General features: G+C 61.2%; 25 protein-coding genes and 1 tRNA gene. 3 read left to right on the plus strand and 23 right to left on the minus strand.

Annotation, left to right across the window (positions count from 1 at the left end):
- Positions 1 to 103: 103 nt before the first annotated feature.
- From FVE66_RS07860 to FVE66_RS07915, 12 genes are all read right to left on the minus strand, one after another.
- Positions 104 to 532, minus strand: a complete 429-nt coding sequence (locus FVE66_RS07860; protein ID WP_151446842.1) for a DUF1488 family protein — start codon at positions 530 to 532, stop codon at positions 104 to 106.
- Positions 533 to 563: 31 nt separating this feature from the next.
- The gene (locus FVE66_RS07865) at positions 564 to 2,366 is read right to left on the minus strand and encodes a putative bifunctional diguanylate cyclase/phosphodiesterase (RefSeq protein WP_161993223.1); all 1,803 of its coding nucleotides are present in this window, start codon (positions 2,364 to 2,366) and stop codon (positions 564 to 566) included.
- Between the two features lie 221 nt (positions 2,367 to 2,587).
- A complete protein-coding gene (locus FVE66_RS07870) occupies positions 2,588 to 3,025 on the minus strand; it encodes a bacteriohemerythrin (RefSeq protein ID WP_151446844.1) in 438 nt (145 codons plus the stop codon).
- Positions 3,026 to 3,035: 10 nt separating this feature from the next.
- Positions 3,036 to 3,473, minus strand: a complete 438-nt coding sequence (locus tag FVE66_RS07875; RefSeq protein WP_151446845.1) for a universal stress protein — start codon at positions 3,471 to 3,473, stop codon at positions 3,036 to 3,038.
- Positions 3,474 to 3,636: 163 nt separating this feature from the next.
- Positions 3,637 to 4,041 (minus strand): hypothetical protein, encoded by a 405-nt coding sequence (locus FVE66_RS07880; protein ID WP_151446846.1) that lies wholly within the window; start codon positions 4,039 to 4,041, stop codon positions 3,637 to 3,639.
- Positions 4,042 to 4,351: 310 nt separating this feature from the next.
- Positions 4,352 to 4,681, minus strand: coding sequence for a type II toxin-antitoxin system RelE/ParE family toxin (locus FVE66_RS07885; protein ID WP_151446847.1), 330 nt, complete (start codon positions 4,679 to 4,681; stop codon positions 4,352 to 4,354).
- Positions 4,678 to 4,953, minus strand: a complete 276-nt coding sequence (locus tag FVE66_RS07890) for a type II toxin-antitoxin system ParD family antitoxin (RefSeq protein WP_151446848.1) — start codon at positions 4,951 to 4,953, stop codon at positions 4,678 to 4,680. The genes FVE66_RS07885 and FVE66_RS07890 overlap by 4 nt, the downstream gene beginning before the upstream one ends.
- 117 nt (positions 4,954 to 5,070) lie before the next feature.
- Complete coding sequence (locus tag FVE66_RS07895) at positions 5,071 to 6,150, minus strand: TRAP transporter substrate-binding protein (protein ID WP_151446849.1); 1,080 nt, start codon at positions 6,148 to 6,150, stop codon at positions 5,071 to 5,073.
- A 253-nt stretch (positions 6,151 to 6,403) separates the two neighbouring features.
- Positions 6,404 to 6,664 (minus strand): hypothetical protein, encoded by a 261-nt coding sequence (locus FVE66_RS07900; protein ID WP_151446850.1) that lies wholly within the window; start codon positions 6,662 to 6,664, stop codon positions 6,404 to 6,406.
- Positions 6,665 to 6,819: 155 nt separating this feature from the next.
- Positions 6,820 to 8,043, minus strand: coding sequence for a CaiB/BaiF CoA transferase family protein (locus FVE66_RS07905; RefSeq protein WP_166454476.1), 1,224 nt, complete (start codon positions 8,041 to 8,043; stop codon positions 6,820 to 6,822).
- Between the two features lie 49 nt (positions 8,044 to 8,092).
- Complete coding sequence (locus FVE66_RS07910; protein ID WP_151446851.1) at positions 8,093 to 8,869, minus strand: enoyl-CoA hydratase/isomerase family protein; 777 nt, start codon at positions 8,867 to 8,869, stop codon at positions 8,093 to 8,095.
- Positions 8,870 to 8,891: 22 nt separating this feature from the next.
- Complete coding sequence (locus tag FVE66_RS07915; protein WP_151446852.1) at positions 8,892 to 10,097, minus strand: pyridoxal-phosphate-dependent aminotransferase family protein; 1,206 nt, start codon at positions 10,095 to 10,097, stop codon at positions 8,892 to 8,894.
- A gap of 205 nt (positions 10,098 to 10,302) precedes the next feature.
- On the opposite strand from FVE66_RS07915, the gene FVE66_RS07920 reads away from it, so the two are divergent.
- Together FVE66_RS07920 and FVE66_RS07925 are read left to right on the plus strand one after the other, a co-directional pair.
- On the plus strand, positions 10,303 to 11,007 hold the full coding sequence (locus FVE66_RS07920; RefSeq protein ID WP_151446853.1) for a GntR family transcriptional regulator: 705 nt from the start codon (positions 10,303 to 10,305) through the stop codon (positions 11,005 to 11,007).
- A 21-nt stretch (positions 11,008 to 11,028) separates the two neighbouring features.
- Positions 11,029 to 14,064 (plus strand): FAD-binding and (Fe-S)-binding domain-containing protein, encoded by a 3,036-nt coding sequence (locus tag FVE66_RS07925; RefSeq protein ID WP_151446854.1) that lies wholly within the window; start codon positions 11,029 to 11,031, stop codon positions 14,062 to 14,064.
- Positions 14,065 to 14,142: 78 nt separating this feature from the next.
- On the opposite strand, the gene FVE66_RS07930 is transcribed toward FVE66_RS07925, so the two are convergent.
- The 10 genes from FVE66_RS07930 to FVE66_RS07975 all read right to left on the minus strand — a co-directional run bounded on the left by FVE66_RS07930 (position 14,143) and on the right by FVE66_RS07975 (position 23,898).
- Positions 14,143 to 14,526: a MerR family transcriptional regulator gene (locus FVE66_RS07930; protein ID WP_151446855.1), complete on the minus strand. Its 384-nt coding sequence runs from the start codon at positions 14,524 to 14,526 to the stop codon at positions 14,143 to 14,145.
- A gap of 10 nt (positions 14,527 to 14,536) precedes the next feature.
- Complete coding sequence (locus FVE66_RS07935; protein ID WP_151446856.1) at positions 14,537 to 14,950, minus strand: integration host factor subunit alpha; 414 nt, start codon at positions 14,948 to 14,950, stop codon at positions 14,537 to 14,539.
- A gap of 17 nt (positions 14,951 to 14,967) precedes the next feature.
- Positions 14,968 to 17,397: a phenylalanine--tRNA ligase subunit beta gene (gene pheT, locus FVE66_RS07940; protein ID WP_151446857.1), complete on the minus strand. Its 2,430-nt coding sequence runs from the start codon at positions 17,395 to 17,397 to the stop codon at positions 14,968 to 14,970.
- A gap of 58 nt (positions 17,398 to 17,455) precedes the next feature.
- Positions 17,456 to 18,472: a phenylalanine--tRNA ligase subunit alpha gene (gene pheS, locus FVE66_RS07945; protein WP_151446858.1), complete on the minus strand. Its 1,017-nt coding sequence runs from the start codon at positions 18,470 to 18,472 to the stop codon at positions 17,456 to 17,458.
- Positions 18,473 to 18,597: 125 nt separating this feature from the next.
- Complete coding sequence (gene rplT / locus FVE66_RS07950; RefSeq protein ID WP_151446859.1) at positions 18,598 to 18,960, minus strand: 50S ribosomal protein L20; 363 nt, start codon at positions 18,958 to 18,960, stop codon at positions 18,598 to 18,600.
- A gap of 19 nt (positions 18,961 to 18,979) precedes the next feature.
- Complete coding sequence (gene rpmI, locus FVE66_RS07955) at positions 18,980 to 19,177, minus strand: 50S ribosomal protein L35 (protein ID WP_151446860.1); 198 nt, start codon at positions 19,175 to 19,177, stop codon at positions 18,980 to 18,982.
- Positions 19,178 to 19,438: 261 nt separating this feature from the next.
- On the minus strand, positions 19,439 to 19,960 hold the full coding sequence (gene infC / locus FVE66_RS07960) for a translation initiation factor IF-3 (protein WP_151446861.1): 522 nt from the start codon (positions 19,958 to 19,960) through the stop codon (positions 19,439 to 19,441).
- A 59-nt stretch (positions 19,961 to 20,019) separates the two neighbouring features.
- Positions 20,020 to 21,927, minus strand: a complete 1,908-nt coding sequence (gene thrS / locus FVE66_RS07965) for a threonine--tRNA ligase (RefSeq protein WP_151446862.1) — start codon at positions 21,925 to 21,927, stop codon at positions 20,020 to 20,022.
- A gap of 400 nt (positions 21,928 to 22,327) precedes the next feature.
- Positions 22,328 to 22,403 (minus strand) — tRNA-Thr (locus tag FVE66_RS07970).
- A 205-nt stretch (positions 22,404 to 22,608) separates the two neighbouring features.
- On the minus strand, positions 22,609 to 23,898 hold the full coding sequence (locus FVE66_RS07975; RefSeq protein WP_151446863.1) for a solute carrier family 23 protein: 1,290 nt from the start codon (positions 23,896 to 23,898) through the stop codon (positions 22,609 to 22,611).
- Positions 23,899 to 24,030: 132 nt separating this feature from the next.
- On the opposite strand from FVE66_RS07975, the gene upp reads away from it, so the two are divergent.
- Positions 24,031 to 24,684, plus strand: a complete 654-nt coding sequence (upp, locus tag FVE66_RS07980; RefSeq protein WP_151446864.1) for a uracil phosphoribosyltransferase — start codon at positions 24,031 to 24,033, stop codon at positions 24,682 to 24,684.
- Positions 24,685 to 24,722: 38 nt separating this feature from the next.
- On the opposite strand, the gene FVE66_RS07985 is transcribed toward upp, so the two are convergent.
- The gene (locus FVE66_RS07985) at positions 24,723 to 26,198 is read right to left on the minus strand and encodes an NAD-dependent succinate-semialdehyde dehydrogenase (RefSeq protein WP_241673086.1); all 1,476 of its coding nucleotides are present in this window, start codon (positions 26,196 to 26,198) and stop codon (positions 24,723 to 24,725) included.
- Positions 26,199 to 26,237 lie beyond the last annotated feature (39 nt).

Raw genomic sequence — 26,237 nt, forward strand, 5'->3', positions numbered from 1 at the left:
GCATCTGGTGCGCAGCGGTTCAAACCGGTCGTGCCCCACGAGCAGCAAGGCACCCACCGAATCCGCGCAGGAATCGGTGGGCGATACGTACCGCCCCGGGCATTCACACGCCACCGATATCCGAAGCGCGGATAAGCACCTGCTCGCCAGGTCGTTTGCGCAGCATTTGTTCCGCCACGGCATGAATCCTCTGGCGGCCCAACTGATACGCATCTAACGGACGCATTCCCTCGCCAGTCTGGAAATGGGTCTCCAGGGCATCGAGGCTGACCTGGCAGCGCACCGGCTTTCCTTCGACGATAGCCTTGAAATAGACGCCGCCATCCTCGGCCGGGGTTGCCTCGTCGGTGAAATTCACTGCGGTGCTCCCCATTGCCGCTCGCTTGGCAAACGGCGGATGCGCCTGCTCGCAGTGGGAAACATCGACCGTCGCCGCACAAGCCTGGAAGCGGTCGGCATCCATCGCGCTGTTGAACAGGTACACGGTTTCACCCACCTGCACTTCGGTTGTTGCTATCCGGACGATCGCCATCGCTACCCTCTGAGAATTTGAACCCGCAGCGTCAATGGACAGATTCCGCGTGACTCTGTTCCTGCCTGCGCCACTGTTCGAACTCGCCAGCCGACAAAGGTTTGCTGAAATAGTAGCCTTGCGCCTGGTTGCAGCCGCGATCGTGAAGGTAGGAAAACACCGCCTCGGATTCAATGCCTTCGCCGACGACTTTCAGCCTTAGGGAGCGGCCGAGCGCCAGCACGGTGTCGGCGATTGCCCTGGACTGCGGATCCTGGGCAATGGACTGGACGAATACCTGGTCAATCTTGAGGGTGTCGACCGGCAAGGAACTGAGCAGGCCGATGCTCGAAAAGCCGCTGCCGAAATCGTCCAGTGCCACCTGCACGCCAAACTGGCGGATCTGCCGCAGCGCTGCCACGGAGTCGGGCACGCCCTCCAGCACGGTGCTCTCCTTCAACTCGATCTGCAGAAAACGGGGATCCATTCCGGAACGGTTCAGGCTGTCCATCAGATGCCCGACAAATCCGCGCTGGCGAAACTGCTGTGGCGCGATGTTGACGCATATGGGCATGCCAGGCAGTCCTGCCAGGCACCAGTGCGCATGCTGGCGCCCGACTTCGGACAGCACCCAGTCTCCAAGCCGGTTGATCAGTCCGCTCGATTCGGCAACCGGGAGGAAGGCATCCGGCGCCAGTACTTCTCCCACGGCGAGCGGCAGGCGCAACAAGGCCTCCACGCAAACCGTCATGCCGGTCTGCATGTCGATTACCGGCTGGTACAACAATTGCAGCCCATCATTGTCCAGTGCTTGCCGCAACAAGCTCTCGATTTGCATGTCACGGTCTTCACTACCTTCATCGATCGGATTGAAAAAGCGATAGCGATTGCTGCCACCCTGCTTGGCCATGTACATGGCATGGTCGGCTGCCTTCAGCAGGCTATCGAGGTCACTCCCGTGCCGGGGATAGAGGCTGATGCCGATCGAGGCCGACAAATGCAGTTGCAGGTTGGCGACATGAAACGGCTCGCCGAGCGAACGGATGATGTGCTTGGCGACCGTCGCCGGGCCGTAGCGGTCGTCGGGATGCGGGATCGCGACCACAAATTCGTCACCGCCCAGGCGGCCGACAATGTCCTCCTGCCGCACACAAGCCAATAGCCGCTTGGCCACCTGTTGCAACACCAGGTCACCCACGCCATGCCCATGGGTGTCGTTGATGGGCTTGAAGCGGTCGAGGTCGATGAAAAGCATGGCGCCACTGCTGTGGGTGCGATGGGCCATGGCAAGCAGATGGCTGCAATATTCATACAGCAGTCCCCGCCCCGGCAGGCCGGTAAGCGGATCGCGCTGCCAGACGACGCGCAACTGCTGTTCGGCAAGCTTGCCGTCGGTGACATCGAGCGTGATGCCGACGAAGTGCCTGAAGCCCGGACCGCTACCGGCAAGCGGCGCGCCGCTCGCTCGCAGCCAGCGCAGCGCACCGTCGTCCTGACGCAAGACGCGGTACTCGATATCCAGTCGCGCCACCTCATGATCATGCTCCAGCGCGGCCAGGGCAGCCTCGACCCGGCCGCGGTCCTCCGGATGGATGCGGGCGAGCAAGTCCTCTGTCCGGGCATCGTGGTCCGCCGGCAGGCCATGCAGGCGGTTAAGCGTTCCATTCCCCGCCAGCGCACCGCTTGCGGGCTCGAACTCCCACAATCCAAGCGTGGCGAGCGTGGCAGCCAGTGGCAGGATATCGTCGCGCAGCTTGAACGCGTGACTCGGCGGCGGACGTGTTCCGCCCTCCTGTTGCGCGAACGCAGTCCCGCCAAGGGGAGGGGAACCCGGCACCCGGGCTTGATTCGTCAAGTCGCGCATTTTTTCCCGCTGCAAACAGCCAGAAGCAGGTAGGACACTGGACTCTTTTACAAGTTCGCAAGATTGACGGTGCCAAACCCGGGATAAAAAAAGCCCCGCCCTTCCTTGCGGTCGGCGGGGCAATCCAACGGAGACATCCGGATACAATAATAATCCTGAATCCTGTCAGAAAGCTGTCAGAACCTAAAATATCAGCGAGATATCAGGGATTGCTATGCGCTCCCTTCCAGCGACGGCGACGCCGCCGGGGGCGCGCCCCCGGTCCAACCGCAGTCAAGCGCCGCCATTGCCAGCGCCATGTCCATCGTCGAGATGTGAAAAATGAACCATTGCGGCAGCAATTCGAGTACCTGGCGGGCGAGCGCGGTGTCGCCCTCCTGAACCCGCGGCATTGCATGGTGCAGCCCCGACAGCACCCGCGCATGCTGCTCAAGGTGGCTGTGCAGCCCCGGAAAGTCAATTTCCTCCATCATGGCTTCTTCGCCGGCGAAGTCCTGTTCGACGTCCGCCACCAAGCGAGCGAATGCCTCGGGAAAAGCGGCGTCAGGCAAGCCTGCCAACTGCTGCAGGCTCGCCAGCATGCTGGCATGCGAGCGATCCATCTCGGGAATGCCGACCGACAATTCGGCCGACCAGCTCGGGATCGTCATACTGCTCCTTTTAACGGAATACCAGGACCGGCAGCGTGCTGTGCGCCAGCACCTTTTGCGTTTCACTGCCGACAAACAGGCGGTTCAGCCCCTTGCGGCCATGGGAAGCCATGAAGATCACGTCGCAGCCGCTGCTTCCGGCCAACTTGACGATTTCCTCATACGGATTGAACGACTGCACCGTGTGGGTTTCGCACTGGACTTCAGCCTGCCTTGCAGCCAGCGCCACCTTGTCCACATTCTGCCGTGCCAGGTCCATCGCCTTTTGCTCGTATGCCGCGAGGTCCGGCGTGAATGCTGTTTCCCCGATCGGCGAGTACGGGTACGGTTCGGCGACAGACAGCGCCACCAACTGGCCGCCGGCCGTGCGGGCGACCTCCACGGCCGCAGCCACAGCCTTGTCCGAAAGCTCGGAACCATCTGTGGGTACAAGTATTTTTTTGAACATTGTCGACTCCATTCAGGTTGAGCAAGGACAAGTCATCCTAAGTGGTGCATCCCGAAAGTTGTTTGACTCATGTCAAAAATGTCCACTATGCAGCCCTGCATTGCGAACCCTGCGCTGCCAAGCGTGCCACAACCGCCAGTCCTGCATCGATCCCGCCGATTTCCTAGCGGACCCCTTTCCTGCCCTTGACGGCTTCGGCGACATGCATGCCCTGATGATCCGCTGCGGCGGGCGGCATGTCAGGTGGCACTTCAATGCGGGTGATGCTCGATGCGATCGACGGCGGGTCACTGGCGGGGAAACTCATCTCGACCGAGTCGTCGATCAGTTTCTCCTCCGCCTCTTCCTTGGCCGGGGAATGTTCAAGGTCCGCGAGCAACACGATGGCGCGCGCAAGCCGGGTGCATTCCAGGCCGGCCAGTTGCCGGATTGTCTCGACCGCAAATGCTGATTTCAAGGCGTCGGCTGCCTTGTGGCTGACGCCATGCAGGGCAGTAACCGGAGAGTCGGCGATCTCGCGCAGGCTCTTTCCCTTGTATCCGGCATCCAGTGCTGTATCGATATTCATGGTCGTTCCCCGTGATATCCGGCAAGCTCTCTTGCCCATTGTCTTGTTGCCAATGTCAGTAGACCTTTTTTGCGCTTACAAAATCCGCGGTCGTGATTGATAGGCGATGTGCTGGCTGCCGGGAGTTGGTCCGGTACAGGACGGTTCCCCTCTCATGAACTGATCATTAGCCACATCTCGATCTGGAGAACGGCAACGACCGATCGACTTTGTAGCTCCCTCCCTTCCAAGGGGAGGGAGCGCTCATGGCGTGCGCCGGTCTGCGCTGTCAATCGAGCTGTGGGTAATAATCAGCTCTCATGAACGAGACTCAGATAGTCTCGGGCTCCTGCATCCACGCCGGGATATCGCGTTGGCCGTGCAGCACGCGCCAGACATCGATGTGTTGCGGACGCTCGATGTAGAACACCAGAAAGGAATAGCCTGTCAGCGGCCAGAAACGAAGGCCGGGCAGGTTCAATTCGTGGGCGTAGCGTGGCGATCCAGCCGCTGGATGGCGACCGATGTGCGCATAAGCCTGCTCCAGGGCGTCAATAAAGCCGAGCGCGGCTTGTTCAGCGCCTTCGCTGAGGTAGAAGGTAATCGCGTCATCGATGTCCCGGTTGGCCAACTCACGCGGAACGACTGGCTTGGCCGTCACCTGCGAGTACCGTCCCTGCCCCCGTCCCTGCCCCCGTCCCTGCCCGCCTTGCGAATCCGATCACGCAGCCCTTCGAAGTAGGCCGGATCGGCCGGGGCTGCAGGTGCAGACGCCGCGCCCGCGAGCAGGAGGCCGCGCAGTTGCAGGCGATCCTGATCCTTGCGGATCAGCTCACGCACGTACTCGCTGCTAGTGCCGTACCCGCCTTGATTGACCCGCTCATCCACGAAGGACTTGAGCGCATCGGGTAGCGATATGTTCATTGTGCTCATGGGTCAAGATTAGGATGTTTGGCAAATTTTGGCAAGGTCAAGAGTTCACCCCGGCTGGACGGGCCAAAAAAAAGCCCGCAGCGAGCTGCGGGCTTTTCACGACAGAAGAATTACTGATTACTTCTTGCCGAGCATGAAGTTCTGCATCGGCGCTTCGCCGACGGAGAACCACTGGTTTGCGTCCTGGCGGAAACGCTTCCATGGTTCGTAGATCTTCTTGAACTTGGCGTTCTTCGCAGCTTCTTCGTTGTAGGTCTCGGTGGCAGCAGCATAGGCTGCATCCATGATCGGCTTGGAGAAGGTGCGCAGCTTGACGCCTGATTTCAGCAAGCGGGCAAGTGCCTGTGGATTACGCGAGTCGTATTCGGCCTGCATGCCGGTATGCGCCTCGACAGTCGCCACTTCCAGCGCCGCCTGGTATTCCTTCGGCAGCTTTTCCCATTCCTTGATGCCGACGTAGAACGCCAGCTGCGCGCTCGGCTCCCACCAGCCCGGTGCGTAGTAGAACGGGGCGACACGGCTGAAGCCCAGCTTTTCGTCGTCATACGGACCGACCCATTCAGCAGCGTCGATCGTGCCTTTTTCAAGCGACGGGTAAATGTCGCCGCCCGCAACCTGCTGCGGCACCACGCCCATCTTGGACATGACGCGCCCGGCCATGCCGGCGATACGCATCTTCAATCCCTTCAGGTCGTTGACCGTCTTGATTTCCTTGCGGTACCAGCCGCCCATCTGGGTGCCCGTATTGCCGCCCATGAAGTTGACGATGCCGTAGTCCTTGAAGAACTCGCGCATCAGGGGCATGCCGCCGCCATGCATCATCCATGCCGTCTGCTGCCGCGAATTCAGGCCAAACGGGATCGCCGTGTCGAAGCAGAAGGCCGGATCCTTGCCGAAGTAGTAGTAGCCAGCGGTGTGGCCCATCTCTACCGTGCCGGCCTGGACTGCATCAACCACCTGCAGTGCCGGAATGATTTCGCCGGCTGCGAACACGCGGATGTTGAACTTGCCGCCGGTCAGGGCAGCCACTCGCTTGCTGAATATTTCGGACGCGCCGAAGATGGTATCAAGCGATTTGGGGAAACTGGAGGCGAGGCGCCAGTTGACGGTAGGTTGGGTCTGGGCCAGTGCCGGCGCCGCGATGGCGCTGACGGTGGCGCCAACGGCCGCATTCTTGAGGAAGGAACGACGTTGCATTAGATTGTCTCTCCGATTGTTATTTAAAATGCACTTCATTTGCCTGCCGAGTATCTCTCGTGTCAAAGCATCCCGTAATTGTCGCGTAAATCGGTGGCATTTGGCTACGTTCTTTTTGCCGGGAAGCCATACGGTTTACCCTTACCGCCCTGCGCAATCCAGTCCGATGGCGAAAAAAAACCGCCCGATCTTCCGGGCGGGCGGCTTGCTGCACTGCGGACGCCGGATGCCGGCGTCGAAAACGGAGTGCCGATTACTTCTTGGGGGCGTCCGCTTTTGCAGCGGCAGGTGCGCTGGCTTTGTCATTCGATGCTTTCGGCTCAGCTTTTTTATCTTTTTTCTTGGCTTCAGTTTTCTTCACTTTCTTCTCAGCCTTGGCATCAGCCTTGTCCATCTTGCCATTGGCGGAAGCCGAAGCGCTGGCAGGAGCAGCGGCAGGCGCAGCGCTGTGGGAAGCAGCAAATGCCGAGGTGGCAAACACGGTCGAGACGAGTGCGATGATCAGTTTGTTCATTTCGAAAACCTTTCTTCAGACGTTATGAAAGTGGATCTCAGGAATCGGCACTTTCGAACCGATTCCCTCCATAACGTGGTCAGTCAGCACCAGGTTGACCTTGGTCGGCCAGAATATGCAAGAGCTTGCCACCGCCAAACGGTGATGACGAATTATCAACCAGCCTCGGCCACTGCCCCAGCCGCCACCAGCGTGTCGATCTCCTGGGAGGAATAGCCATATTCAACCAGCAGCTCCCGAGTGTGCTCACCCAGCATGGGTGCATGCCTGAGGACCGCGGTCGGCGTTTCCGAAAAATGAACCGGGCAGCCTAGGGCGCGGGTGTGGCCTGCCTGTGGATGATCCACCTCGACCACCATGTTGCGCGCCAGCGTTTGCGGATGAGTGAGCGCCTCGCCGACCGACAGCACGGGACCGGCAGGAACGCCGGCGGCATCGAATGCGGCAATCCATTCGGATTTGCTGCGGGTGACGAGTACGGCATTCATCGCCTCGCACAGCGCCGGCAGGTTCTCCATGCGCCCCTTGTTGGTAGAGAAGCGCGGGTCCTGCTTCCATTCCGGATGGCCCAGCACTTCGGCAATGCGCTCCCAGTTGGCCTGGTTGGCGCCGCCGATATTGATCCAGCCATCGCTGGCCTGGAAGGCCTGGTAAGGAGCGGTCAGCAAGTGCGCCGAGCCGGTCGGGCCAACCGATGTACCGTTGGCGAAGTAGACCGCTGCTTGCCAATAGGTCTGCTGCAGCCCGGCTTCCAGCAGCGATGTGTCGACCATCTGCCCCTGCCCGGTCTTGAGCTTGTGGACATAGGCGGCAGTGATCCCGATCACCGCCAGCACGCCGGCATTGATATCCGTGATCGAATTTCCGGTCTTGACCGGAGGCCGGCCGGGCTCGCCAGTGAAGGACATCAGGCCGCTCATGCCCTGTGCAATCAGGTCGAAGCCGCCCTTGTCGGCGAAGGGACCATCGCGGCCATACCCCGAAATGGAACAGTAGATCAGTCCGGGATTGTGTTCGCGCAGGGTTTCATAGCCCAGTCCCAGCTTCTCCATGGTGCCGAGCCGGTAATTTTCAATCAGGACGTCGGCATCCTTCACCATGCGCAGCAGCACTTCCCTGCCCTGCTCCTGCTTCAGGTTGACAGCGATGCCGCGCTTGTTTCGGTTCAGGACCATGAATGGCGCCGAGACGCCATTTACGCGCGGCTCGCTGTAGCCGCGCGAATCGTCGCCGCCCGGCAGCTTCTCGACCTTGATGACGTCAGCGCCCATGTCGGCGAGCATCATGCCGCAAGTCGGGCCGGCCATGATCTGGGCCAGTTCGAGTACGCGCATTCCGGCCATTGGCCCGGAATGGCGGGAAGTTTCCTTGGTTTTCATGGATGAGGCTGATTGCCTGTGATTCTGTTGGATGCCTGCACAGGCCGGGTCAGGACCCGGTCCATTCAGGACGTTTCTTGTCGAGAAATGCGTTGACGCCGATCTTGAAATCGCGGCTGCCGTAGCAGGCGCGGATCAGGTCATCACCTGCCGGGACGCTCTCTGCGACGACGCGACGGATGGCTTCCTTGGATACCCGCATCGTCACCGGCGCGTGCTGCGCCAAGCGCGTGCAGAGCGCATCGACCGCGGCCTCCAGTCCAGCCGAATCGACCACTTCCGTGACGAAACCGCAGGCTTTCGCTTCATCGGCAGCGATGCTTTCTGCCAGCAGCAGCATGCGCTTGGCGCGCGCCGCGCCGAACCCTGCTACGACCCGCGCCACATTGCCGGTGGACAGGCAGTTGCCCAAGGTGCGCGCGATCGGCACGCCAAACGAAGACTTCGGCGTGGCGATCCGGAAATCGCAGGCGGCGCTGATGGCCAGCCCGCCGCCAATTGCCCAGCCATCGACGATCGCCACGGTCGGCATCGGCAAGCTCTCTATCTGGCCGATGCGCTCATCGATGATCTTCTCGTACGCGATCCCGTCCTCGCCAGTCTGGAAATCGCGGAATTGCTCGATGTCGGTGCCGGCGACAAATGCCTCGCCGCCGGCGCCGCGTATGGTCGCGACCCGGATCGCCGGATTGCTGGCGATCTGCTCGCAAATCCTGGCGAGTTCCTCGTACATCGACCAGGTCATCGCATTGCGCGCTTGCGGGCGGTCGATCAGGATCTGTGCGATACCGTTGTGGATCGTCAGATGGACTTGGCCATTGCTCATGTCAGGAGTGCCTCGATGGAAATCAGGCTGCCCGCGCCATCGGCGCACTGGACGTCTGCGCCAGGTAATCCAGCGCCGCCTGCACGCCGCCCTTCTTGTGCGGCACACCGGCCGCAGCCAGGCCCATCTCGACGCCCGACAACGTGCCGCACAGGGTCAGGTCATTGAAGTCGCCAAGGTGACCGATGCGGAACACCTTGCCCGACACCTTGCCAAGGCCCTGCCCGAGCGACATGTTGAAGCGCTCGAGCACGATCTTGCGGAAGGCATCGGCACTGTGCCCCTCGGGCATCAGCACCGCAGTCAGCACCGGGCTGTATTCGTCCGGATTCAGGCACAGCACTTCCAGGCCCCAGGCACGCACTGCGCGCCGGGTCGCTTCGGCATGGCGATGGTGTCGCGCGAACACATTGTCCAGCCCTTCCTCCAGCAACATGTCGATTGCTTCGTTCAAGCCATACAGAAGGTTGGTCGCCGGCGTGTAGGGGAAATAGCCGGTCGGATTGATTGCCAGCATTTCCTTCCAATCCCAGTAGGAACGCGGCAGTTTCGCCTGTTCGGACGCCGCGATCGCCTTGGCGCTGAGTGCATTGAAAGACAGGCCCGGCGGCATCATCAAGCCCTTCTGCGACCCGGCAACCGAGACGTCCACGCCCCACTCGTCATGACGGTAATCGGCCGAAGCCAGTCCGGAAATGGTGTCGACCATCAGCAGGGCTGGATGTCCGGCGCGGTCGATCGCACGGCGCACTTCGGCGATGCGGCTGGTGGCGCCGGTCGAGGTTTCGTTGTGCACGACGCAGACTGCCTTGATCTCGTGTCCCGTGTCCTGCGCCAACCGGGCCTCGACGGCTGCCGGATCGACCCCGTGGCGCCAGTCGCCGGGAATGAATTCCGAGCGCACGCCCATCTTCTCCGCCAATTTCCTCCACAGCGTCGCGAACTGGCCGGTCTCGGCCATCAGCACCAGGTCGCCGGGCGACATGGTGTTGACCAGGGCGGCTTCCCACGCGCCAGTGCCCGAGGACGGATAGATCACGACCTGCGACTCGGTCTGGAAAATCTTCTTCATGCCGGCGATGACCGCCTTGCCCAGTACCGCGAACTCAGGCCCCCGATGGTCGATGGTGGCGTTATCGATCGCGCGCAAAATGCGGTCCGGGACCGTACTCGGCCCGGGAATCTGCAGGAAGTGACGGCCGGCCGGATGGGAATTCAGGGAGATCATCGAAAAGGGCTCCAGTTCGTTGGTATACAAAACTGGATCATAAAGACCTTCCCCATCCCTTGCAAGCGCGATCCACATTGCAGAGCAACATGCGCATCGAAAATTCTCCTATGAAGAACCGAGTCAGTCGCGTGACATGCCGGCGCCTGGGCTTTATTTTTCAGGACAAAGGCATTATGCTAGCGCCATCACCTTGGTATACCAGATGCCCTCCCACCTGAAACTCAGCACCGCACCTGACGCAGACCGCTCGACGCTCCCGGCCACCGTCGCCACCCGCTTGCGCGAAATGATTACCGAAGGTGAACTTGCCGCGGGCGCCCGGCTCAACGAGCGCGCCCTGTGCGAACGGCTGGGTGTTTCGCGCACGCCATTACGTGAAGCCTTCCGTTTGCTGGCTGCTGAAGGGCTGGTCGCGATCGAGCCCAACCGCGGCGCCCAGGTAGTGGCGCTGTCGGATGAAGACGTGCGCCAGAGTTTCGAGGTGATGAGCGGCCTGGAAGCGCTTTCCGGCGAGCTGGCGTGCCGCCACATCACCGAGGACGAGATCGCGGAAATCCGGGCGCTGACCTTCGAGATGCTGGCCTGCCATGCGCGCAAGGACCTGCCCGCCTACTACCGCCTGAACCGCCAGATCCATGACCTGATCAACCTGGCAGCGCGCAACCGCATCCTGACCCAGACTTACCAGACGCTGAACACGCGCATCCAGAACCTGCGCTTCCGCTCGAATTTCGACCGCGCGAAATGGGACCAGGCATGCCGTGACCACGCCGAGATGGTCGAGGCGCTGGCAGCGCGGGACGCCGTGCGGCTGACTGCCATCTTGCGCACCCACCTGACCCACAAGGGCGAGTCGGTGCTGGAAGCCCTGCATGAGCAGCAATCCGAGCGCGCCCGCGCGTCCTGACTACACGAACCTGCCCGCACCATGAATGCACCGACCCCGCAACAAGTCCTGATCCACTCCGGCCCCTTCGTCAACGAGTTGTCGGGCCGCTTGCGGCGCGCCGTTGCCGGCGAAGTCCGGTTCGACCGAGGGACCCGAGGACGTTATTCCACCGATGCATCGATCTACCAGATCGAGCCGGTCGGCGTGCTGATTCCGAAATCGGTCGATGACGTACGCGCCGCGATTGCCATCTGCCGCGAACTGCAGGTGCCGCTGCTGCCGCGCGGGGCCGGCACATCCCAGTGCGGCCAGACCGTCGGCGCGGCACTGGTGATCGACAACAGCAAGTACCTGAACAAAGTGCTGGCATTCGACAAGGATGCCATGAGCGTGACGGTCGAACCGGGGATTGTGCTGGACCACCTGAATGCCTGGCTCAAGCCGCACGGGGTATGGTTCCCGGTCGACGTATCGACCGCCGCGCAGTGCACGATCGGCGGCATGGCCGGCAACAACTCCTGCGGCTCGCGCTCGATTGCCTACGGCAACATGGTGCACAACGTACTGGCGCTCGACGCCATCCTTGCCGACGGCAGCGAAGCGCACTTTACTGCCGAAGGCGACATGCTGGCGCAACACGCCGCCGGAACCCGGATCGGCGACCTGGTGCGCGGACTGCGCACCATCGGCGAACGCGAGCGCGACGAGATCGAGCGCATGGTGCCCAAGGTCATGCGTCGCGTCGGCGGCTACAACATCGACATCTATCACCCGCAAAGCGAGCGTCCATACACCGCCGATGCCAGCGTCAACCTGTCGCATCTGCTGGTAGGCAGCGAGGGGACCCTGGCCTATACCCGCGCGCTGACACTGAAGCTGTCGCCGCTGCCGAAACAGAAAACCCTGGGCGTGGTCAACTTCCCGAGTTTTCATCAGGCGATGGACAGCGCCCGTCACATCGTCAAGCTGGGGCCGGCAGCGGTGGAACTGGTAGACAGCACGATGATAGAACTGGCGCGCAGCAATCCAGCATTCCGCCCCGTGATCGACCGCGCCCTCACCGGCGAACCGGAGGCGATCCTGCTGGTTGAATTCGCCGGCGACAGCCGCGACGAACAACTGGCGCGGCTGGCGCAACTGGTGCAGTTGATGAGCGATCTCGGCCTGCCTGGCAGCGTGGTCGAAATGACCGATGCCGGGCCGCAAAAGGAATTGTGGGAGGTGCGCAAGGCAGGCCTGAACATCATGATGAGCATGCGCGGCGACGGCAAGCCGGTGTCTTTCATCGAAGATTGCGCAGTGCCGCTCGAGCACCTCGCCGAGTACACCAGCCGGCTGACGGAAGTCTTCCACAAGCATGGCACCCGCGGCACCTGGTACGCCCATGCCTCGGTCGGGACGCTGCATGTGCGGCCGATCCTGAACATGCGCGACGACGGCGCCGGCAAGATGCGCGCAATTGCAGAGGAAGCCGGGGCGCTGGTACGCCAGTTCAAGGGCGCGTTCTCGGGCGAACATGGTGACGGCCTGGTGCGCAGCGAGTGGGTCGGCTGGCAGTTCGGCGAGCGCCTGACGCGCGCATTCGAGGAGATCAAGGACCGCTTCGATCCGGACGGCCTGATGAACCCCGGGAAAATCGTGCGCACGACCCGCATGGACGAGCGCTCGCTGTTCCGTTTCAAGCCCGGCTACCAGGCCGAGGCCATCACGACTGCGCTCGACTGGAGCGCGTGGAATGTGCAGGTCGATCCGGTCACCGAGCAAAGCAGCGCGCCGGGCACCGGCGGCGATCCGGCCGGTGGGTTGGCCAAGGCTCTAGAGATGTGCAACAACAATGGTCATTGCCGCAAGTTCGACGCCGGCACGATGTGTCCGAGCTATCGGGTCACGCGCGATGAGCAGCACCTTACCCGCGGTCGTGCCAATACGCTGCGGCTGGCGCTGTCGGGCCAGCTTGGTCCCGACGCATTGGCGTCGGATGAAGTCGCGGCAACGCTCGACCTGTGCGTCAGCTGCAAGGGCTGCAAGCGCGACTGCCCGACCGGTGTCGACATGGCGCGCATGAAAACCGAAGTGCTGTACCAGCGCCAGAAAAAACACGGGCTGCGTTTCAAGGAAAAGCTGATCGCCACGCTACCAAGGTGGGCGCCGTGGGCGGCGCGCATGCACTGGCTGGTGAATCTGCGCGACACCCTGCCCGGCGCCGCGCGGCTGTCGGAAAAGCTGCTCGGATTCTCTGCACGACGGTCGCTGCCGGTCTGGCGCGCCGACACCTGGCTGCGCGACGCCGCGTCCACCCCGGGCCGCTCGAGTGGGGCCCTGGCCAGCGAAGTGGTGCTGTTGGCCGACACCTTCAACAACTACTTCGAATCGGAAAACTTGCGTGCGGCGCAACGGGTGCTGGAGGCCGCCGGCTACCATGTCCATATCGCACGTCCCAAGGCAAACGATACCGATGCCGGGCGTCCGCTCTGCTGCGGCCGCACTTACCTCGCCGCCGGCCTGGTCGATGAAGCGAAGCAGGAGGCGCGCCGCATGATAGAGGCGCTGTCGCCCTGGGTAGAACGCGGCATTGCCATCGTCGGCCTGGAGCCTTCCTGCCTGCTGACGCTGCGCGACGAATTCCTGGCAATGGGTCTTGGCAAGCAGGCTGTCGCGCTGGCCTCCAATGCATTCCTTTTCGAAGAGTTTCTCGCGCGTGAAATTGCTGCTGGCCGGCTCAAACTCGACCTGAAGCCGCTGGCCGGGCAGAAGGCGCTACTGCATGGCCACTGCCATCAGAAGGCATTCGATGCCGTGACGCCGGTGCAGAAGGTGCTGGGCCTGATTCCGGGGCTCAAGGTAGAGCTGATCGAGTCGAGTTGCTGCGGCATGGCGGGAAGCTTCGGTTACGAAGCGAGTCACCATGACGTGTCGATGCAGATGGGCGAGCTGTCGCTGCTGCCGGCCGTGCGCAAAGCCGATGCCGATACCATCCTGGTTGCAGATGGCACGAGCTGCCGGCACCAGATTGCCGACGGGGCGCAGCGTGAGGCGTGGCATGTGGCGCGGGTGCTGGAGATGGCGCTGGCGTAACTGCGCAGCGTTTGGCAATGCGTGTCGGCTAGCGGGGCCTGACCTTCCCGCAGCAGCACCAACCAAGCCTGCGCGGCCTTAGCGCCGCAGCAGCTCCATGATGTCCTCAAGCTCGTGGCGGATCGCGATCGTATCAATGTCGAGCGGCGGCAAGGCCACCAGGTCTTCCTGGATTTCGTGTGTGTTGCGGCTGTCGAGCTTGTTGCGCGCACCGCTGATGGTGAAGCCCTGTTCATAGAGCAGTTCACGGATGCGGCGAATCAGCAGGACTTCATGATGCTGGTAGTAGCGCCGGTTTCCACGCCGCTTGACCGGCTTGAGCTGGGCGAATTCCTGCTCCCAGTAGCGCAGCACATGCGGCTTCACGCCGCATAATTCGCTGACCTCGCCGATCGTGAAATACCGCTTCGCAGGAATGGGCGGCAATACGACCGGCTCGGGCTTACTGATGCGCTCGTTCATGGGGACTCAATCAGGCGATCTCGGCGACCGGCTGTTGCTGCGTCGGTTCGACCATGCTCTTCAATTTCTGGCTGGCGTGGAAGGTCACAACCCGGCGCGCCGTGATGGGAATTTCCTCGCCGGTCTTGGGATTGCGGCCAGGACGCTGCGGCTTGTCGCGAAGCTGGAAATTGCCGAAACCCGACAGCTTGACTGCTTCGCCGGATTCCAGCGCCTTGCGGATCTCGTCGAAGAAAGTCTCGACCATGTCTTTCGCTTCGCGCTTGTTGAGACCGACCTGCTCGAACAGCAGTTCGGCGAGTTCCGCCTTGGTCAGCGTCGGCAGGTCTTTCTCGGCCTTGCTGCGCGCTTGCGATTCAAACACCGCACGGCTCAGGTCGGCAGCCAGGACTGATTGGAATTCGGCAGTGTTCACGTCATTCATGTCTGTTTCCCGGCCTGTCATGTGCGCAATCTGGCGCCATGCTTGCTCTGGACTGCGGCAATGAACGCGGCCATTGCTTCGTCTACTTTGTTGTCGCTCAGGGTAGATTGAGTATCTTGCAGAGTAAAACGGAAAGCAAGACTTTTTTCGTCATCTTCCAGGCCCTTGCCGCGATATTCATCAAATAAAACAAGAGCTTGCAAAATCGAGCATGCCGGGGTCGAGGCCTTGACCGAAGCCAGCGTATCGATCACATCGCCAGCCGCGACCTCGTGTTTGACGACCAGCGCCAGATCGCGGGCGACCGCCGGGAATTTTGATATTTCCTGGTATGAAGGCAAGGGCCGCTGTTGCGCTGCGACGGCATCCACTTCAAACAACACCGGAGCCAGCGGCAGCTCGTACTTTTGCTGCCAGCGCGGGTGCAACTCGCCGATGAAACCAATCGCAAGCCCGTCCAGCATCACCTGCGCGGAACGGCCGGGGTGCAGCGCCGGATGTTCCAGCTTCTCGAAACGCAACACGCGGGGCGCGAACAATGCTTCGAGGTCGGCCTTGAGGTCGTAGAAGTCGGCATTGCGGGTGGGCTGGCCCCATTGCTCCTCGGCCACCGCGCCGTAGGCCACCGCGCCAATCCGCTTGGGCTGATGAAAGCCTGCGACCGCAAGCGTTCCGTCCTCGCGCGTGTCGGCACGCAGGTAGACCGCGGCCACTTCAAATGCGCGCACCCGGCTCAGCTTGCGGTTCAGGTTGTATTTCACGTTGGCCAGCAAGCTGCCGACCAGGTTGGAGCGCATCACGCTCATCTGGCTCGCGATCGGGTTGAGCAGCCGGATCGGATTGGCGTTGGCGGCGAAGTCGCGCTCCCAGGCTTCTTCAATGAAGCTGAAGTTGACGACTTCCTGGAAATCGCGGTCGGCCAGCTGGCGCCGCAGCGTGAATAGCGAACGCTGGTTCTCCGGCGCGATGCGGATGGCGCTGGCAGCAACCGGCGGCAGCGCCGGAATGTTTTCGAAGCCATACACGCGCGCCACTTCTTCGATCAGGTCTTCCTCGATCTCGAGGTCGAAACGGAAGGACGGTGGCGTAACCGAAAATTCGCCCGGGCGGCGCTCGAACGGCAGCCGCAGGCGCGTGAAGATGTCGGCAACCTGGTCGTCGCTCAGCGCGACACCGATCACCTTGACGGCGCGCGCGGTGCGCAGCGTGACCGGATTGCGTGCCGGCAGCTTGACGATCTGGTCGTCGACTGGCCCGACCGTGGTCTGGCCCGGCTGGCCGCAGATGTCCACGATCAGCGCGGTAATGCGCTCGATGTGCTCGACCGTGGTCGCATAGTCGACGCCACGTTCGAAGCGATGGGCCGCATCGGTCGAAAAATTGTAGCGGCGCGCCCTGCCCTGCAGCGCCTGCGGCCACCAGAACGCGGCTTCGAGATAGATGTTTTGCGTGTCGAGCGAAACCGCAGTGGCGTCGCCGCCCATGATCCCGGCCAGCGATTCGACCTGGCTGTCGTCGGCGATCACGCCGACCCAGTCGTCGAGTTCGACCGTGTTGCCGTTCAACAGCTTCAGGCTTTCGCCCTTGCGGCCCCAGCGCACTTCCAGCCCGCCATGGATCTTGTCGAGATCGAATACATGGGTCGGACGACCGAGCTCCAGCATCACATAATTGGAGATGTCGACCAGCGCCGAAATCGACCGCTGGCCGCTGCGTTCCAGTCGCTGCTTCATCCATGCCGGCGTGGCAGCGTGCGCGTTCAGGCCACGAATCACGCGACCGGAAAAGCGCCCGCACAGGTCGGGCGCCTTGATCGATACCGGCAGTTTCTCGTCGCTGCTGGTGGCCACTGGATGGCACTCGGGTGCATTCAGCGTTACGCCGGTCAGCGCCGACACTTCGCGCGCGACACCGAGCACCGACAGGCAATCAGCCTTGTTGGGGGTGAGCTTGATGGTGAACTTGCGGTCGTCCAGTTCATAGTAGTCGCGGAAATCCTGGCCGACCGGCGCGTCGTCCGGCAGCGCCAGCAGGCCGCCATGTTCATCCGACAGCTTCAGTTCGCGCGCCGAGCAGAGCATGCCCTGCGACTCGACGCCGCGCAACTGGCCGACCTTGATCTCGAATGGCTTGCCGTCATCGCCGGGGGGCAGCACCGCGCCCGCCAATGCGCACGGCACCTTCATGCCCGCCGCCACGTTAGGCGCGCCGCAGACAATGTTGAGCAGGCTGCCGGTGCCGGCATCCACCTGGCAGACATTCAGACGGTCCGCATTCGGGTGCTTGGCCACTTCGACCACCTGCGCCACTACCACCTTGGTGAATGGCGGCGCCACCGTCTCGACCTCTTCCACCTCCAGGCCGGACATCGTCAGCAAATGGGAAAGCTCGTCCGAACTCAGCGCCGGATTGGCCATCGTACGCAGCCAGTTTTCAGAGAATTGCATATTCGTCGCTCAATGCTTGGTGGGCAAGGATGGGCGCATGGCGCGCCATCCTTGCCGCTCAGTTGAATTGCTTCAGGAAGCGCAGGTCGCCTTCGTAAAACAGGCGCAGGTCGTTGATGCCATAGCGCAGCATCGTCAGTCGTTCCAGGCCGGAACCAAATGCGAAGCCGATATGTCGGGCCGGGTCGAGTCCCATGTTGGCAACCACCGTCGGATGCACCTGCCCGGCGCCGGAGACTTCCAGCCAGCGCCCCTTCAGGGGACCGCTGCCAAAGGCGATGTCGATCTCAGCCGAGGGCTCGGTGAACGGGAAATACGAAGGACGGAAGCGCACCTGCAAGTCGTCGGTCTCGAAGAACGCACGGACGAAATTCAGGTAGACGCCTTTCAGGTCGGCGAAGCTGATGTTCTCATCGATCCAGAGTCCTTCGACCTGATGGAACATCGGCGAATGGGTGGCGTCGCTATCCACGCGATAAGTGCGGCCGGGCGCGATGACCTTGATCGGCGGCTGGTTCATGCGCGCATAGCGCACTTGCATCGGGCTGGTGTGCGTGCGCAGCAGCAACTGCTTGCCGAGCGTGTCGCGGTCCTCGATGTAGAACGTGTCCTGCATCGAACGGGCCGGGTGGTTTTCCGGACTGTTGAGCGCGGTGAAGTTGGTCCAGTCGGTCTCGATCTCGGGGCCATCGGCCACATCGAATCCGATCGAGCCGAATATCTGTTCGACCCGTTCCCAGGTTCGCATCACAGGATGGATACCACCGGTGCCGCGGCCACGTCCGGGCAGCGTGATGTCGATCGCTTCGGCGTCCAGGCGCGACTGCATCTGGGCGTTGGACAAGGCGTCGCGGGCGGCATTGAGGGCAGCCTCGATGCGCTCCTTGGCGGCGTTGATCAACGCACCTTGGGACTTGCGCTCGTCCGGCGCCAGCTTGCCCAGGCCTTTCATCTGCTCGGTGATTTGCCCGGTCTTGCCCAGGTAGCGGGCCTTGGCGTTTTCCAGCGCAGCCGGATCGGGCGCTGCGCAAAAATCTTCTTGAGCCTGTTGTACGAGTTGTTCCAGGGAGTTCATGCTTTGTAGGCGGTATCGGCGCTATCGGCGCTGGGCAGGCCTGGCAGGCCGGCCTTTCGGAAATAAAAAACGGGGCACAGGGTCAAGACCCCAGCCCCGCTCGTGTCACTGTATCAGCAACGCACTCAGGCAGCAGCGATATTGGCCTTGACCTGGTTGACAATCGCGGCAAATGCCGGCTTGTCGGAAACAGCCAGTTCAGCCAGGACCTTGCGATCCAGTTCAATCGAAGCTTTTTTCAGGCCGTTCATGAACACGCTGTACGTCATGCCATGCTCGCGGGACGCTGCGTTGATACGCGTGATCCACAGCGCGCGGAACACACGCTTGCGGTTACGACGATCACGATAGGCATACTGCCCTGCGCGCATGACCGCCTGTTTGGCGATGCGGAATACTTTACTGCGACGGCCGCGGTAACCCTTGGCCTGGTCCAGAACTTTCTTGTGGCGGGCCCGTGCGGTAACCCCACGTTTAACTCGAGGCATGGTAGCTCCTTAAGTGAGGTTAAGCGAACGGCATCATTGCGCGGACCGACACCATATTGGTGTCATGCACCCCTACGGAGCCACGCAACTGACGTTTGTTCTTGGTGGTTTTCTTGGTGAGGATGTGACGCTTGAACGCCTGGCCTCGCTTGACAGTTCCGCCCGGACGAACGCGGAAGCGCTTTTTCGCGCTGCTCTTGGTCTTCATTTTTGGCATAGCAAACACTACCTTTTCAGGCAGTCCTTTTTTTAGATGATTGCAGGTGGCAACGGCCGTTGCGCTTGGATGCCTGCACTCACTTGTCATGCAGCGGCTTCCCGCTGCTGCCAGCGCTGATGACTGCGGAAATTACCCCGAGGTCACCGCAACTGTCTTTTTTACAGCGGGCCCTGCAGTATTCCTGCCGACCCTGCTGCTGAATCCTGAATCTTGCTGCTTGCTTCGTGCTGCCCGCTGCTTGTTACAGCATGCTGCTCGTTACTTTTTCTTTTTCGGGGCCAGCACCATTACCATCTGGCGCCCTTCCATCTTTGGAAACTGCTCGACCTGGCCATAGGGCTCGAGGTCGGTTCTCAATTTCTCCAACATCCGCATGCCGATGTCCTGGTGGGCCATTTCACGGCCGCGGAAACGCAGCGTGATCTTGGTTTTATCGCCGTCTTCAAGGAACTTGACCAGATTGCGCAGCTTGATGTTGTAGTCGCCGTCATCCGTACCCGGACGAAACTTGACTTCCTTCACCAGGATGACTTTCTGTTTGAGCTTGGCTTCGTGCGCTTTCTTCTGTTCCTGGTACTTGAACTTGCCGTAGTCCATCAGGCGGCAGACAGGCGGCTGGGCGGTCGGCGCAATTTCAACCAGATCCACGTTCGCTTCCTCGGCGAGGCGAAACGCCTCTGCCAGGCTCACTATACCCAAGGGCTCGTTCTCGACGGAACTCAGGCGCACTTCCGGCGCCGTGATCTCACCATTGATCCGATGCGATTTGTCAGTAGCTATTGTCGTTTCCTTAAAATATCAAATAATCAGGCCGTGCTCCCGCACGAAGGACAAATGTCTCAGCCCCTGGTTTCAACTTCGTTACGAAGCCGATCCACCAGTTGCTCGATCGGCATGACGCCGAGGTCGACATTGCCACGTGCACGCACGGCCACTGTGTTCCCGTCCCGCTCCTTGTCACCGACGACGATGATATAGGGCAGCTTCTGGACAGAATGCTCGCGTATTTTATAGGTTATTTTCTCGTTACGCAAATCCGCGTGCACTCTAAACCCTTGTTTTTTCAGGTTTTGTGCGATTGCCTGCGCGTACTCGGCCTGGGCATCCGAAATGTTCAGCACGACCACCTGGACCGGGGCCAGCCAGAGCGGCATTGCACCGGAGTGATTTTCGATCAGCATGCCGATAAAACGTTCGAAAGAACCCAGGATTGCCCTGTGAAGCATGACCGGCGTACGGCGGCTGTTGTCTTCCGCGACATACTCCGCTTCCAGCCGGTTCGGCATCGAAAAGTCGACCTGTATCGTCCCGCATTGCCACATGCGGCCAATGGCATCCTTCAATGTGTATTCGATCTTCGGGCCATAGAAGGCGCCCTCGCCTGGCGAGATGCTGTACTCGCAACCCGAGCGCTTGAGCGATTCGATCAGAGCGGTTTCCGCCTTGTCCCACAGATCGTCGGAACCGACCCGTTTCTCGGGCCGCGTCGCCACCTTGAAGATCACCTCGGTAAAGCCGAAGTCGTGATAAACCTTTTGCAGCAGCGCAGTAAAGGCAACGCACTCGTCGAGGATCTGGTCTTCGGTACAGAAGATGTGTCCGTCATCCTGCGTAAAGCCGCGCACCCGCATCATGCCGTGCAGCGAACCTGAGGGTTCGTTGCGATGGCACTGGCCGAATTCGCCATAGCGCAGCGGCAGTTCCCGGTAGGAGTGCATGTTCGAGCGGAAGATCTGCACGTGGCCCGGGCAGTTCATCGGCTTGAGCGCGTACGCGCGATTCTCCGACTCGGTGGTAAACATGTTCTCCTTGTAGTTCTCCCAGTGCCCGGAGCGCTCCCAAAGAGTACGGTCAAGAATCTGCGGCGCCTTCACTTCCTGGTAGCCGTTGTCCTGGAACACCTGGCGCATGTACTTCTCGACCTGCTGCCAGATGATCCAGCCTTTTGGATGCCAGAAAATCAGGCCTGGCGCCTCTTCCTGGAAGTGGAACAGGTCGAGCGCACGACCCAGCTTGCGGTGGTCGCGCTTTTCGGCCTCTTCCAGCATGTGCAGATAGGCTTCCTGGTCTTCCTTCCTGACCCATGCGGTGCCATAGATCCGCTGCAGCATTTCCTTGTTCGAATCGCCGCGCCAGTAGGCACCGGCCAGCTTCATCAGCTTGAATACTTTCAGCTTGCCGGTGGATGGCACGTGCGGCCCGCGGCACAGGTCGGTGAAGCCGCCTTCAGCGTACAGCGACACATCCTCGCCGGCCGGGATCGAGGCAATGATTTCCGCCTTGTAGTGCTCGCCGATCGAGGTGAAATAAGCCACGGCCTCGTCGCGAGGCAGCACGCGGCGCTGCACCGGCTCGTCCTTCTTCACCAGCTCGAGCATTTTCTTTTCGATCGCCAGCAAGTCTTCAGGAGTGAAAGGCCGCTTGTACGAAAAGTCATAATAAAAACCGTTTTCGATCACCGGACCGATCGTGACTTGCGCGTCCGGGAACAACTCCTTGACCGCATAGGCCAGCAAGTGGGCCGTCGAATGGCGGATGACATCCAGCCCTTCCGGATCCTTGTCGGTCACGATCGCCAGGTCGGCATCCTGCTCGATGACAAAGGATGTGTCGACCAGTTGGCCGTTGACCTTGCCTGCAAGCGCCGCCTTGGCCAGGCCGGCGCCGATGCTGGCTGCCACCTGCGCCACGCTGGGCGGGGTATCGAACTGTCGTTGCGAGCCGTCGGGAAGTTTTACTGAAACCATGCTTGTTCTCCAGGCCAGCCTTGCTGGCCGCTTGCCGCTGCAAAGGCACCGGCTTCGGGGGTGGAAAAATAATAATACCGACAAAAAATGCGGACGAAAAACGCGGGCGAAAAGAACGCGGGCGAAAAAAAACGCGGACCAGCCGCGCTTTTTTCAGATGCAGAAAGGAAAAAACGTCGACTAGCGTCGCTTGGCAGGGGTCTCCGTTCTAGTTCGCGGTGTCATAACCGTGATGCCTTTCTCGCTCTTACATTCGGGTGATCGGGAGTCGGGGCGCGGCCGCGTGAAGCAGCGCGCAAGCTGACGAAACTATATCAGAGATCGCCGATACATTCCAGACGAACGCCCTGCCCCGAGCATCCCTCACCAGGGCAAGCATGACATCGACAAGGCTGGATCCTGGTGCCATTGCGGGGATTTCAACCACCGGACCTCCTGCTTACATGACAGGCGCTCTGGCACTGAGCTACAACGGCATGAGCATCATGGTACCCAAAGGCCGGCCCCCGGCTTTGTGAGAAAACAAGGAAATTCAGCATGCCATCGAGCCCGACGAACAGGACCGGCGGGCTCGATGCGTCCCGCTCCGCGCCGCTCTCCGCAGCGCCGGCGGACTGGCGCTGCGCTTTCTGCTCGAGTTTCGCTCGATTTCTGCTCGCCCGCTCTCCGTATATTCCTCCTTTACTGCTCGCGACGGTTCAGCAAGGCATAAAGCAGAATCGCGCCGAAGGTAGCAGTGCCGATGCCGCCCAGCGCGAACTGGCCGAATTTGAGCGTGAAGTCACCGGTGCCAATGACCAGCGTGATGGCGGCGACGATCAGATTCTTGTTCTGCGAAAAATCGACCTTGTTGTCGACCCAAATCTTGGCGCCGGCCACGGCAATCAAGCCGAACACGACGATCGACACGCCGCCCATCACCGGCAAGGGAATTGCCTGGATGATGGCGCCGAACTTGGGTGAAAAACCCAGCAGTACAGCCAGTAGTCCGGCCACGAGGAAGGTAGCCGTGGAGTAGATCCGGGTTGCCGCCATCACGCCGATGTTTTCAGCATAGGTCGTCACACCGGTGCCGCCTGCTGCGCCGCTGACCATGGTCGCCACGCCGTCGCCAATGAAGGCACGCCCCATATAGGCATCCAGGTTGCGGCCAGTCATCGCCGTCACCGCCTTGATGTGGCCAAGGTTTTCCGCTACCAGGATGATGGCCACCGGCGCGATCAGCAGCATGGCGTTGGCTTCAAACACCGGCGCGGCGAATCCGGGGAGGCCGAACCAGGCCGCGTTTGCCACGCCCGACAGATCGAGCGGTTTGCCCAGGCCCAGGCCATTGGTCAGCACGGCATGGATCGCACTGGCCAGGATCAGGCCGACCAGGATCAGCAGTCGCTGGACCATGCCGCGCGTGAAGACGGCCACCACGCCCACGCAGACAAAGGTGATCAGTTGCATCCAGGCGTCGAAATTGCCGGCCGCCATGTTCTTGATCGGAATACCAGCCAGGTTAAGGCCGATCACGGCAACAACGGCACCAGTTACCACTGGCGGCATGAACCTCTCGATCCACCTGGTGCCTATCGACTGCACTACCAGTCCGATCAATGTGTAAATCGCCCCGCAGGCGATAATACCGCCCAGGGCCAGTCCGATATTCGGATTCGGCCCTTTGCCTGCATAGGCCGTGGCGGCAATCACCACGCCGATAAAGGCAAAGCTGGAGCCGAGGTAGCTCGGCACCTTGCCGCCTGTAACCAGGAAGAAGATCAGCGTGCCGACACCGCTCATCAGGATCGCTATATTCGGATCGAAACCCATCAGGATGGGAGCCAGCACCGTGGCCCCGAACATCGCGATCACGTGTTGCACGCCCATGACGGCGGTCTGCGGCCAGGGTAGCCGCTCGTCGGGCCCGATTACGCCGCCTTGCTGCAGTACATCGACATTTCTTTCAGTCCAGTTGAACAGGCTCACTCTTTTTCTCCCCTTTCATGTGCTGCAGCCATGCCGAAAATTTTGCCGTGCTTACATGGGCCGCCAATCCCCACGGCAACAAAATGCGGCATTATGCTGCTATTTCCGAACTCTGTAAAAAAGAGCAAGACCATGACCCCGATTGACCCGGCAGCCCGCGCGAACGTACACCTCGTCGACCATCCACTGGTCCAGCACAAGCTGACCCTGATGCGCAACAAGGAAGCCAGTACCAACAGCTTCCGGCGACTGCTCAATGAAATCAGCACCCTGATGGCATACGAGGTATTCCGCGACATGCCCATGCAGGAAGTGCAGATTGAAACGCCACTGGAAACGATGACTGCCAAGGTCATCGATGGCAAGAAGCTGGTATTTGCCAGCATCCTGCGCGCCGGCAATGGCATCCTCGACGGAGTGCTTTCAGTGGTGCCGGGGGCGCGCGTTGGCCATATCGGCCTGTATCGCGACCCGCAGACCCTGAAGGCAGTGGAGTATTACTACAAGATGCCGAAGAACATGGAAGAGCGCGACGTGGTGGTGGTCGACCCCATGCTGGCCACCGGCAATTCCGCTTCGGCGGCGGTAACCCGCCTGAAGCAGTCCAATCCGAAGTCGATCAAATTCCTGTGCCTGCTGACCTGCCCGGAGGGCATCAACACGCTCTACCGGGAACACCCCGATGTGCCGGTATTTACAGCCGCCATCGACCGTGAACTGAGCGACCACGGCTATATCCTGCCCGGACTGGGCGATGCGGGCGACCGCATTTTCGGCACGCAGTAAGCTGCGCTGACAGAGGCCCGGAACGGTGCCGCCCGGCCTCAATCCATCTGTGTGACGAATTTTGTATTCAGGTAGCCGTCGAAGGTTTCCGTGCCGCCTTCCCAGCCCATGCCACTATCCTTGATTCCGCCGAACGGGGTTTCGGGGAGCGCCTGGCCGAAGTGATTGATGTTGACCATGCCGGCTTCGAGCCCGTTCTGCACGGCCAGCGCATTCCTGGTCGAATTCGTGAACGCATAGGAGGACAAGCCATAAGGCAAGGCGTTCGCCCGCCGCAGGACCTGGTCAACATCCTTGAACGGTACACAGGATGCGATCGGGCCGAAGGGCTCGTCACACATCGCCAGGCAGTCATCGGGCACATTGGTCAGCACTGTCGGCGCGAAGAAGCTGCCAGACTCGCCGATGCGCTGGCCACCGGTCTCGATGCTGGCGCCGCGGCTGAGTGCGTCGTCCATGAGTCTATGCATCGCGGCCAGGCGCCGCGGGTGTGCCAGAGGACCCATCGTGGTCTCTGCATGCAGGCCATCGCCTACCTTGATCTGCCGCGTCTGGCCGAGGAAGCGCCCGAGGAACCGGTCGTAAGCCTTTTCCTGGATGTAGAAACGAGTGGGCGAGACGCACACCTGGCCCGCGTTGCGGAACTTGAACGCTGCCAGCATATCGGCGGCCCGGTCGATGTCGGCGTCGTCAAACACGATTACCGGCGAGTGACCACCCAGCTCCATGGTTGCGCGCTTCATGTGGCTGGCTGCCAGGACTGCCAGCTGCTTGCCTACCGGGACCGAGCCCGTAAACGAAATCTTGCGCACGACCGGGGAATTGATCAGATACGCCGACACCTCTGCCGGATCGCCCCAGACCACGTTGAGGACGCCCGGGGGCAGCCCCGCCTCATGGAACATGCGGGCGATGGCCAGCACCGCGCTGGGCGCGTCTTCCGGCCCTTTTATGATAATCGTGCAGCCGGCGCCGATTGCAGCCGCGATCTTGCGAATCGCCTGGTTGTAGGGAAAATTCCATGGCGTAAACGCAGCGCACACGCCAACCGGCTCGCGCAGCACCATCTGGCGCACATTCGGCAAACGGGCAGGAATCACACGGCCATAGATCCGGCGGCACTCCTCGGCGTGCCAGTCGCAATGATCGGCGCAGGCAATGACCTCCCCCACGGCTTCGGCCAATGGCTTGCCCATGTCGAGTGTGATATTGCGTCCGATTTCCCGCGCATTCTTGCGCGACAGTTCACCCACCTTGCGCAATATGCGGGAACGCTCGAGGGGCGAACTCAGCTTCCATGTCTCAAATGCCCTTGCAGCTGCAGAGAGGGCGCGGTCGAGGTCCTCCCGTGTAGCGTGCGGCAAGCTGGCGATGCATTCCCCGCTCGCGGGATACAACACCTGCTGCTCCTTGCGCCCCCCACCCTTGAGGAATTCGCCGTCGATGTAGAGACAAAGGTCTTCGTAACCTGTGCGATCGACCGCGGGAGTTTGCGGCATGCTTGCAATGTTCATCTGGCTGTCCTGTGCGTTCCGAATGCTGTTTTCAATGGG

The organism is Lacisediminimonas profundi, from assembly GCF_008831265.1.
GTDB classification, from domain to species: Bacteria; Pseudomonadota; Gammaproteobacteria; order Burkholderiales; family Burkholderiaceae_D; genus Lacisediminimonas; species Lacisediminimonas profundi.